We start from the raw sequence: 9,234 nt of genomic DNA on the forward strand, positions 1-9,234 counted from the left end.
CTCACCGATTTCCTTTCGTTTTTGCTGTCGAAATGGAAAAAAGAGAACATTTTTCCGCGGCCTCATATTCTGAGAAAAAACAGGCGCAATCGGGCGTTTAATAATTAATTTTATGGGCACTTAAAATATTTAAAAACTCCTGAAATACATCTTTAACAAACAAAAAATGAGATTAAGTAAAAGAAGAATGCAGTGAAATCTCCTGCATCCTTTTTTAAAACTTATACAGGGGTTTTGCTCACTTTCAGTTTTCTTTTCATCCTCGCCATACCCTCTCTCTGAGAGTAGAACCAGAGCGGGATGTAAAGGGCAAGCACCACAAAACCGACGATAGTGGAAGTCCATCCCACCTCAAGGCTGTTGAGATAAACAATTCCTATCAGGCACAGGGGCAGGTTGAAGAACCCAAAGAGAGCTGCAACATACTGCCAGCCCCCGGGTGCTTTGAAGGGCCTTTCAAGTGTTGAGAATCGGGGGTCGAATTTTGCTTTCACGTATGCAAAAAGGCTGATCCCGTTGGCACAGACATATCCAATTGCAGAGGCTGCAAGGATAGCCGCAGGCGTTCCCAGGAAGATAAAACCCATGTTGAAGAGGGCAATAACAATCATTGCATTAACCGGTGTTCCGTGAGAGTTCATCTTTCCAAAGAATTCTGGCAGATTTCCTTCTTCGGCCATTGAATACATAGCCCTTGAAGCTCCAAGGAAAGCGGTCTGGATGATAAGGATCATTGCAGCAATCAGCATGAGGATGGTAAGGGCTCCTCCTATCGAACCCAGGGTCATCTGAGCCATGGGAAGCATTGGCGAGAACGGCTCTGCAAGGATTCCTTCGACACCAAGAGTCCCGGTACAGGCTGCCTGGACAAGGATAAAGGTCACAAGGCAGATCGCCCCACAAATAAAGAGGGCTTTGGGCACATCAGATTTAGGCTGTTTGTACTCAGGCCCGTAGATAGCCGCTGTTTCCCAGGCACAGGCGCTCCATTGAGCCATTGCCATGAGCCCGAAAAGGATAAGGATATGATTCACATCCCAGCTCCAGTCAGTCGGTAGCCAGGCGCCTGTGATGTTGCTAAGTTCAAATTGCCCTGTTACAAAGGGTGCAAGGGAGATAATAATAAGCGGGGCAAGCGAGAGCACTGCAAGGATATAACCAAGCGTTGCCCCTCCAGAAAGCCCGCGGTAGTTTACAAGGATAAGGAACAAAAACACAGTTGCACCGGACGCGAGATACATAGCCATGTCGGGCACTCCGGCAAATGCGGGAATAAGACCCTTAAGGTAACTTCCTATAAGGATTGAAAAGATTGCAAGCACAGGGTTCCAGGCAAACCAGTAGCTCCATGCACTGAAGCCTCCAAGCAGTTTGCCCTTATCATATCCATTGTTCCCTCCTTTTGCCCCGAACACACTCTGGGCATATCCGGGGAGTCCGGAAGCTTTGGGGAACATGGTTGCAAGCTCTCCGTAGGCAAAATTCTGCATGAAGCCCTGGAAGACAGAAAGCGCCCACACAATGATTGCAAAAGCCCAGACATAGCTTGCAAAGTAGCCTATAGAAGGAAGGATCAGCACAGGAACGCCAAGGGCAATTGCAAGCCCCTGCTTCCAGTCAATTGTCCGCTGAAGCCCTCCGGATTCGTTATTTTCATTACTCATATCACACACTCCATTAATTATTTTTTAGCGTAGCCTGATGATTCGCACAGCTACCGCAGAAAATTGCCTGCAGAACCTGCGAGCAGAAAAAAATGGAAAGAGATTCGAAAGAGATTAAGGAGCCGGAAATGGATATGCTCAGTTTTTCTACCTGCAGCAGCCCCCTGAAAAAAAAATCTCCCCCTGTTTCCTGAAGAATTTCAGGGTAGATCAGGCTCCTTACTCCTCTTTATTTTATGACCTTTTTCTGTTCAAATTCGGTTATTATTCGGTTTTTTATCTCGTCTGTTTCCTGAATCGTTCACAGGAGTTGATCTTTATACCGAGCAACTTCTCGATGTTCATTTTTGCAGCAATACCCTTTGCAGCTCCCGGAACCGAGGTGATAACCCCAATGTCGAGCTCCTCACGGAGTTCGCGCATAACGTGTTCGTCAGCGAGGTCCCTGATTTCTACATTAAGCTTCTTTGCCACATACTGTTTTGCTTCTTTTATCCTCATATTCTTTGAGAACTGCATCCTTGCAACGAGGTCTCCTGCTGCTCTCATTCCTGTCATACCAGAAGCCATTATGTGTGCGATCGGCATACCCAGAGGGTCGCCGACCCCGACCTATATGCCGTCTACGCCTGCAATCTCAACCATTGCTTTGCTGGCTCTTGTAACTGCATCAATCGGAGGAGTTTCAAGCATGGGTATTCCGCCAACCCCCATCCCCATATCAACGTGGCAGGGAATTGGAGAAGCTTCGACCGCTGCCTTCATGAAGGTAACTGCACGTGCAAGGTTCCATGCTGATGTCTTGCTTGTGTTTGTGTTGCACACAGGCCCGAAAACGTTAGCTCCTGCCTTTGCAATCAGAGGTGCCTGCTGGTGCGGCCAGAGCCCTGCAAGAGTCACACCATCATACTGAAGGTTACCGTGCATACCAAGTACGCATTCTCCTGCCATTCCTGCTTCGATGTACATGTCAGGGAACTCTTTTCTGAGAGCCTGGATTGCGTGCAGTGTTCCGTACATGTCAGCATCGCCTGCAGCTGCAGTTGTGTCGAAGTTAACACCATCTGCGCCGGATGCAAAGAGTTTCTGCATAACCCATACAGTGTCCCTTGTGAGGTGCTCTGCTGCGTGTTCCATTGACTCCCAGGCTTCCTGGATTTTGAAAGCCTTCATGAGGTCTCCGGGGTTTTCGAAAGGTCCGTCAGGAGTATAATACAGTCCCATGTTCGGCATTGCGCCGTAAAAGAGAGGTATGACCATGTTCTGCTGGCAGACTTCCATTGCCTGGCATTCGTTTGAAACTACGGGCTTCACCGGCTTGAAACTGTAGTCAATGTGACCGAGTTCCATTGTGTCAGCACCAAATGCCCTCTCGTGCATCATGCAGCCGACAAGCCGGCTTGATGGAATACCAACACCGCTGTTTCCCTGGTCGCCGTCAAGGCGGATCGTACCGATGTCATGGGTCATGGGAACTTCCATACCCTGCTCGACACTTACGGCTTTGCCGGGCATCATAAGGATTTCTGCAAGCTTGTCGAGTTCGTTGGCGTTAAGGGCAGGGATTTCACCAAGATCGGCAGCGTTTGCTGTTCCGGCTTCAATCTCTGCCATAATCTTCTCTTTGGTAAGGAAGGTGCGTTTACCGTCTCCCATTCTCAAAGCATATTCAGTTGCCATTTTTATCACCATTAATTTAAACGGAACTTTAGACTTTTCTCTGGGGTTCAGAGCAGCAGTTCTTTTGCCTTTGCCACGGCTTCGCTTGCGTTTTCTGCATAGCAGTCAGCACCTATTTTATCAGCCCATGCCTGGGTTGCAGGAGCACCGCCTACCATGACTTTTACCTTGTCCCTGAGTCCTTCTTCCTTGAGGAGTTCAATGACATCCCTCTGCCCCTGCAGGGTTGTGGTCATAAGTGCAGAGATCCCTATCATGTTTGCATTGACTTCCTTTGCCTTCTCAATAAAATTCCTGATGGGTACATCACGGCCGATATCATAAACTTCAAAACCGGCAGACTGCAGCATGGTTGAGACGATTGACTTCCCTATATCGTGCACGTCCCCTTCGACTGTGCCGTTTACGATAACCCCGAGTTTCTTTGTCTCTGTGCCTGCAGGCATGTCGGCTTCAAGGGCTTTAACACCTGCAGTCATCGCATCGGCAGCCATCATTACATGCGGCAGGAAGAGTTTTCCCCTCTCAAATAAAACTCCTACCTGGTTCATGCCGGCAGAAAGCCCTTTTTCTATAATTTCTGCAGGCTCCATAACCTTCTTTGCTTTTTCAACTGCAGCGAGTACTGCGTCTTTTTTACAGGAGATTACCGCGTCCGAAAGCTCCTGAATAAGTTCTTCTTTAGATGCCATTTTTAAACCTCCAATTATCGTCAGAATCTCTTCAGCTTCCAGATTATCGCTGCTGAAACCTGATTTCTGATTGTATGTATTATCTATGTAGAATTATATAGCCCAGTCTGTGGTGTTTTTTCTTAATGGTATGGAACTGGAACATCCCCGATGCTCTGTAAAGGCTAAAGGGAAAAGACAGGCTCCGTGGCAGGAGATCAAAGGATAAGATATTTCAATAGCATCAAAATTTTTAACATAAATAAAACAGGTACGAAGCGATGGAATCAGGGTGAAAACAAAAAACAGGAACGAAAATAAAGATAAAACAGTGATAATTTAAGAAACAGAGACCTGATTCAATCTTTTGAATGCCTGAATTAAGCACCTTTCTTCAAAATGCCCTTTAAAATATCCTTAAAGATATGTTTGCAGTGAACCTGTGCTTATTTGCTCAACCTTCACATCTGTTATTTCTGATCGCCCAGTACGCAGACTCTGATTGTACCGGCACTTGTCTGAAAATCCGTACAGATATTCGGATGAACATGTCTTCTCTCCTGTTTTTCTTTAAGCCGACAGAAGTGGTCACCTTCAAACCGGAATTTTTTAAAAAGCTCACATGTTTCACAGAGGCAGTCATCTATTTTTTCCTCTCCCCTGACCACAGCTCCCCTGGCACAGAACATGCCTTTGCCCCCCGGATAAGAAGAACAATACTTGCAGAGGCAGGCTTTCAGGTGATGATATGAACCACATATCCCGAAATACCTCCCATATTCTTCCCTGGCTTTCTGGATAACATCATGTCCTGAGAATTCTTCTGCTTCTGCAGCTCCGGCATTTTTTATATCTTTTGCTGAGATCCAAGAGTCCAGAACATTCCCCCGGTGCAAAAAAGGATTAATTTATAAGATGTCAAAATATATTGTATATTGCTTGAGGGTTTTATAAATACATTTTTACCGTGCCATAAGAGTTCTGGAATCTAAAAAGCTCTGGAGGATAAGGGATACTATGGGATTTAATCATGTAGCTGAAAGCGACGAAACGATTCTTGATGAAGCACTCGAAAGGCAGCGAATTCTTGAAACCGTGATCAATAACAGCCCTATAATGGCTTTTCTCTGGACCCCGGAAGAGGACTGGCCTGCCAGATACGTATCGGAAAACGTAACCCAGCTAGGGTACAGTGCAGAGGATTTCCTTACAGGCAGGATAATGTATGCTAACATAATTCATTCCGAGGATATAGACAGGGTAAGAAAAGAACTCACCAGGTGCTGTGAAATCGGAAAAGACGATTTTGTCACCAGGTACAGAGTTATCACTGGCAAAGGAGAGATCCGCTGGGTGGAAGAAAAGACCTTTATCCAGCGCGATGAGAGGGGAAATGTGGTTAATTTCCAGGGAATAGTCAGGGATATCACTTCCGAAATAAAGAGTGAAATAGCATTGCGCGATGCACTGGAGAGCCAGAAAGCCCTCATGGAAAAACAAAAAGCCCTGCTTGAGAGACAGAGAGCGCTCGAGACTGTGATTAACAACAGTTCTATGGTAGTTTTCCTCTGGAAAGCAGAAAAATACTGGCCCACACTTTATGTATCAGAAAACGTCCGGCAGTTCGGGTATTCTCCGGAAGATTTTATTTCTGGAAGGGTCCTTTATGGAAAGATCATTCACCCTGAAGACCTTCTCCTGGTGGAACTGGAACTTGAGGAGAACTGCGAAGAAGGAGGAAAAGAGTTCAACCGCCAGTATCGCATCCTGACACAGACCGGAGAGGTTCGCTGGGTGGAAGAAAAAACCTTTATTCAGCGCAACCAGGAAGGGCAGGTGACAAATTTTCAGGGTATTATCGAGGATATAACTGAAAAAATCATAGCCTGAAAAAACCTGTGTTCTGCAGGAATTACTTTAAAGCATAAGCTTTTCAAACCTGCTGAATTCCAGCGTACACTTTTCGGCAAGGATAGAAAAACAGGTCCGGATTAAATGGACTGGCTTTTTTCCGTTTAAGGGGCAGGCTTTTTTTACATCTTCAACAAACCCTTTTCTAATTTTTTTAAGTCTTGTGTTTGATACAGGCATGAGGCTTAATCAAAATGAATACAAACGTATAAGGTACTGAAATAATGATGTGAAACGTAACATGGTGAATTTTTGCACAGATGATTCTCCAGCTACCCTAAAAGTTTACCTTAATAAGATCAGTTGTAAGAAAAAGCTACTTAAGCAAACGATATGTATAAGATTGAAGAATATATATTTAGAATAGATTATAAAAACAATAAGAATTAGTTAAATATGTATTTTATGCCAGAAACGGCTGCTTCCAGTTGAGGTGCATAGAATGGAAGACTCTCTACTTGACCTGATTTTTCTCTCCGAAAAAAGAAAGAACATACTTCTTCTTTTGCTTGAGGGGCCAAAAGACATCAATACAATAAAAAAAATCCTTAAAGCAAGTGCAACCTCAGTACAGCCCCAGATAAAAATGCTGAAAGAAAAGCGTCTCGTAGTCCAGGATAAGGACGTCTACAGGCTTAGTGAGATAGGAAAAATCGTAGCAGAGAAAATGAAACCCCTGCTGGACACTCTTTCCGTACTTGAACAAAACTCCGACTACTGGGCTGACAGGGATATAAGTAAAATTCCGCCTTTTCTGCTCTGTCGAATAGGTGAACTTGGGCACTGCAACACAGTTGAGCCCAGGATAGAACATATGTTCGAATTGATCCCTGAATATGTCGAGAATGCAAAAAAATCCAGGAGGTTTGAGGCTTTTATTTCTTACTTCCACCCACTTTTTCCTTCCTTTTATCTCGAGCTCGCACAAAAGGGTACATCGGTGTCTCTGATACTTCCCGAACCAATCCTGAAGAGGTGGGGTGAAGAAGATTACAGGGAGCAAACCATGCAATTCCTTAAAATGAAAAATACCAGACTTATGGTCTGTAAAGACTGTGAAAAGACTCCTACCATCGTGGCAGCAGACAATTTCATGGGAATAGCCCTTTTCCCGAAAGGGAGTACTTTTGACCGGAAGTATATAATATGCTTTGAGCCCGGAGCTCTTGCCTGGGGCAAAGATCTCTATGATTATTACGAGCAGAACTCGGAGCAGATTGAGGATATTGACAGTTATTTCAATACGGCGTAAAAAGAAGTCAAAAACCTTAAAAATATTGTGTAGAATTATGGGAAGTCATTTGAGTTAAGGAAGTCATTCCAGAGCTGTTAATGACCTCTGCCTGATTTATAAAAGATATTCATCTAGCCCTATCTCACCTTTTGCATAAGCTTCATGCCATCCCCGGGGTACGGGAAGTTTTTCATAGAGGATTTTTCTCCGCGCCTCAAGAAGTTCAGGCTCTTTTCCCATAAACTCTGCAGCGCACAAGACTGTACTTTCAACCTTTTCTGCAAGCTCTTTTAGCCACCTGTAGCCTTCAAAAGACCTCATGAGGTGATGGTCCAGGATAAGAGTGTCTACATTTTCGGCAAGAAGAAGAGCATTTTTAAACGCCTCTTTTGAAGCTTCAGGAACATGATGGGAGAGGTAAAGGGGAGGTCCTGAAGAAAAAACAATTGAAGGCTCCCATGCAAGTATTTTCAGGACAGCTTCCCTGTCAAGAAGCTGGATATCCGAACTATGGACAAATACCTCATCGCCATCAGAGATACAGGTCATCATTACCGTGCCAAAACCTTTATCTCTCGTCCCATGCGGAACAGGAGCCGAAAAACTTATGCCGTCTGTACTGGTACCTTCGGAAGCAGGAAGAGAATACCCTAAAAAACGAGAGAATTCCCCTCTCCTGCGTGCAGACAATCCCGAAATTTTTTCCGGTCCTTTACACCAGAGGCGGATACTTTTCAAAGGAGGAAGAGCTTCTACTGGCAATTGATAGGGGTCTTCAGCTTTCATGGGCATGTGATCCCCATGGTAGTGGCTGATTACTATGTCTGTTGCACCTTCAAATTCTTCAAGAATTTTCTTCCTGATCCTGAGAGCAGCTGCAACCTCGGCAGGATGCGGAAGTAAACCGTAACGCAGACGGGCAAGGGCAACTCCAGGATCAATAAGGATCTTTTTCTCCCCTGTTTTTACAACACAGGCAAGAGACCTCGCTCCGAAGGACTCGCACCCCAGTATATTAATCTGCATATGTTTCTATCTGTTTGCAGGAATAAAAGCCCTTTCAGGAATAATGCTTTGAAGAAACGTTCTGGAGTTGCCCAGAATAGTGGAGGAAAAGATTATTCAAAGTAAAACATAAAAAAATATAAACCAGTAAAATTGATAGAAAGACTGGTTTATCAATATATTTTATTCAGTTTCGTATTAATTTTTTTATTTTCTCTTTACTTTTGCCTGTATGTCTCTCAAAGTTGGCCTTAATCATTTCTGCTGTTTGCTTTTTTCTTCTTTTCAGGACAGACCCATTTCCTTAGTAAAGAATGACAAGAAAGGTTCTGTATGGCGAATACTGTTTTATTGACCAGGTATCTGTAAATTAATCCCTCTTATCCCGGAAACTTTTAGTTTCTGGATTTCGAGCTGCTTTTAATTTTTTTAAAATATCCCCCATTTAACAGTGAACAACTGAGTATGTAAAACAAAATATAATTATGCTGTAGTGATAAATCGAGAATAATAAAAAAGCTGAAAAAAGATTATTTTTCTTTGCATTTTTATATTCATTTTTTTAAAATAGTAAAGTTGTCAACTGAGTTATATTCTTTACAAATAGGCAGGTTTTAAAATTATACAAATACTTAAATCTTACCCTTGATTTTTAAGAAATAAAGCCTTTTGATGCCCATTTTACACAGAATAAGTATTTATACAAGTATATCAGTTATACTATTGATAAAACATAATACCATTAGACAATAATAAGCTGAATGGTTTATCGGGGGATACCATGAGCATCTGGGTTGGGAAAAAATTCCAGTTGATAATACAGCTTTTACAGCAGATACTGGAAAACACTGAACTGGCAGGAGGATACGAGGCGCAAAATGCGTATATTTTCATGCCTGGAAGAAATGTTTGCGTTTCAGAATGAAGTTTCATAGTGAATTTACTGAATAAAGATTGACTAAAAAACAGAAACTGAAAACAGTAACTGAAAACAGTAACTGAAAACAGAAACTAAAAAACAGAAACTAAAAAACAGAAACTAAAAAACAGAAACTAAAAAACAGAAACT

8 protein-coding genes and 1 pseudogene are annotated in these 9,234 nt (G+C 43.3%); 3 read left to right on the forward strand and 6 right to left on the reverse strand.

The window, feature by feature from the left end; genetic code table 11:
• Positions 1-221: 221 nt before the first annotated feature.
• The 4 genes and pseudogenes from PLL47_RS09500 to PLL47_RS09515 all read right to left on the reverse strand — a co-directional run bounded on the left by PLL47_RS09500 (position 222) and on the right by PLL47_RS09515 (position 4,911).
• Positions 222-1,664: an APC family permease gene (locus PLL47_RS09500; RefSeq protein ID WP_324445956.1), complete on the reverse strand. Its 1,443-nt coding sequence runs from the start codon at positions 1,662-1,664 to the stop codon at positions 222-224.
• Between the two features lie 276 nt (positions 1,665-1,940).
• Positions 1,941-3,344, reverse strand: a pseudogene (gene mtbB / locus PLL47_RS09505) ([dimethylamine--corrinoid protein] Co-methyltransferase).
• Positions 3,345-3,391: 47 nt separating this feature from the next.
• Positions 3,392-4,036, reverse strand: a complete 645-nt coding sequence (mtbC, locus tag PLL47_RS09510; RefSeq protein WP_324445957.1) for a dimethylamine corrinoid protein MtbC — start codon at positions 4,034-4,036, stop codon at positions 3,392-3,394.
• Between the two features lie 449 nt (positions 4,037-4,485).
• The gene (locus PLL47_RS09515) at positions 4,486-4,911 is read right to left on the reverse strand and encodes a DUF2769 domain-containing protein (protein ID WP_324445958.1); all 426 of its coding nucleotides are present in this window, start codon (positions 4,909-4,911) and stop codon (positions 4,486-4,488) included.
• Positions 4,912-5,032: 121 nt separating this feature from the next.
• Between PLL47_RS09515 and PLL47_RS09520 the strand changes: the two genes are divergently transcribed.
• Positions 5,033-5,905, forward strand: a complete 873-nt coding sequence (locus PLL47_RS09520) for a PAS domain-containing protein (RefSeq protein ID WP_324445959.1) — start codon at positions 5,033-5,035, stop codon at positions 5,903-5,905.
• 27 nt (positions 5,906-5,932) lie between these two features.
• On the opposite strand, the gene PLL47_RS09525 is transcribed toward PLL47_RS09520, so the two are convergent.
• The gene (locus tag PLL47_RS09525) at positions 5,933-6,106 is read right to left on the reverse strand and encodes a hypothetical protein (RefSeq protein WP_324445960.1); all 174 of its coding nucleotides are present in this window, start codon (positions 6,104-6,106) and stop codon (positions 5,933-5,935) included.
• Positions 6,107-6,368: 262 nt separating this feature from the next.
• Here PLL47_RS09525 and PLL47_RS09530 point away from each other — a divergent pair, with 262 nt between their 5' ends.
• The gene (locus PLL47_RS09530; RefSeq protein ID WP_324445961.1) at positions 6,369-7,178 is read left to right on the forward strand and encodes a helix-turn-helix transcriptional regulator; all 810 of its coding nucleotides are present in this window, start codon (positions 6,369-6,371) and stop codon (positions 7,176-7,178) included.
• A 96-nt stretch (positions 7,179-7,274) separates the two neighbouring features.
• Here PLL47_RS09530 and PLL47_RS09535 read toward each other — a convergent pair whose 3' ends face one another.
• Positions 7,275-8,186 (reverse strand): MBL fold metallo-hydrolase, encoded by a 912-nt coding sequence (locus tag PLL47_RS09535; RefSeq protein WP_324445962.1) that lies wholly within the window; start codon positions 8,184-8,186, stop codon positions 7,275-7,277.
• A gap of 760 nt (positions 8,187-8,946) precedes the next feature.
• On the opposite strand from PLL47_RS09535, the gene PLL47_RS09540 reads away from it, so the two are divergent.
• Positions 8,947-9,090 carry a hypothetical protein gene (locus PLL47_RS09540; RefSeq protein WP_324445963.1) on the forward strand — a complete coding sequence of 48 codons (144 nt, stop codon included), beginning with the start codon at positions 8,947-8,949 and terminating at the stop codon, positions 9,088-9,090.
• Positions 9,091-9,234 lie beyond the last annotated feature (144 nt).

Source organism: Methanosarcina sp., from assembly GCF_035390745.1.
Taxonomy (GTDB): domain Archaea; phylum Halobacteriota; class Methanosarcinia; order Methanosarcinales; family Methanosarcinaceae; genus Methanosarcina.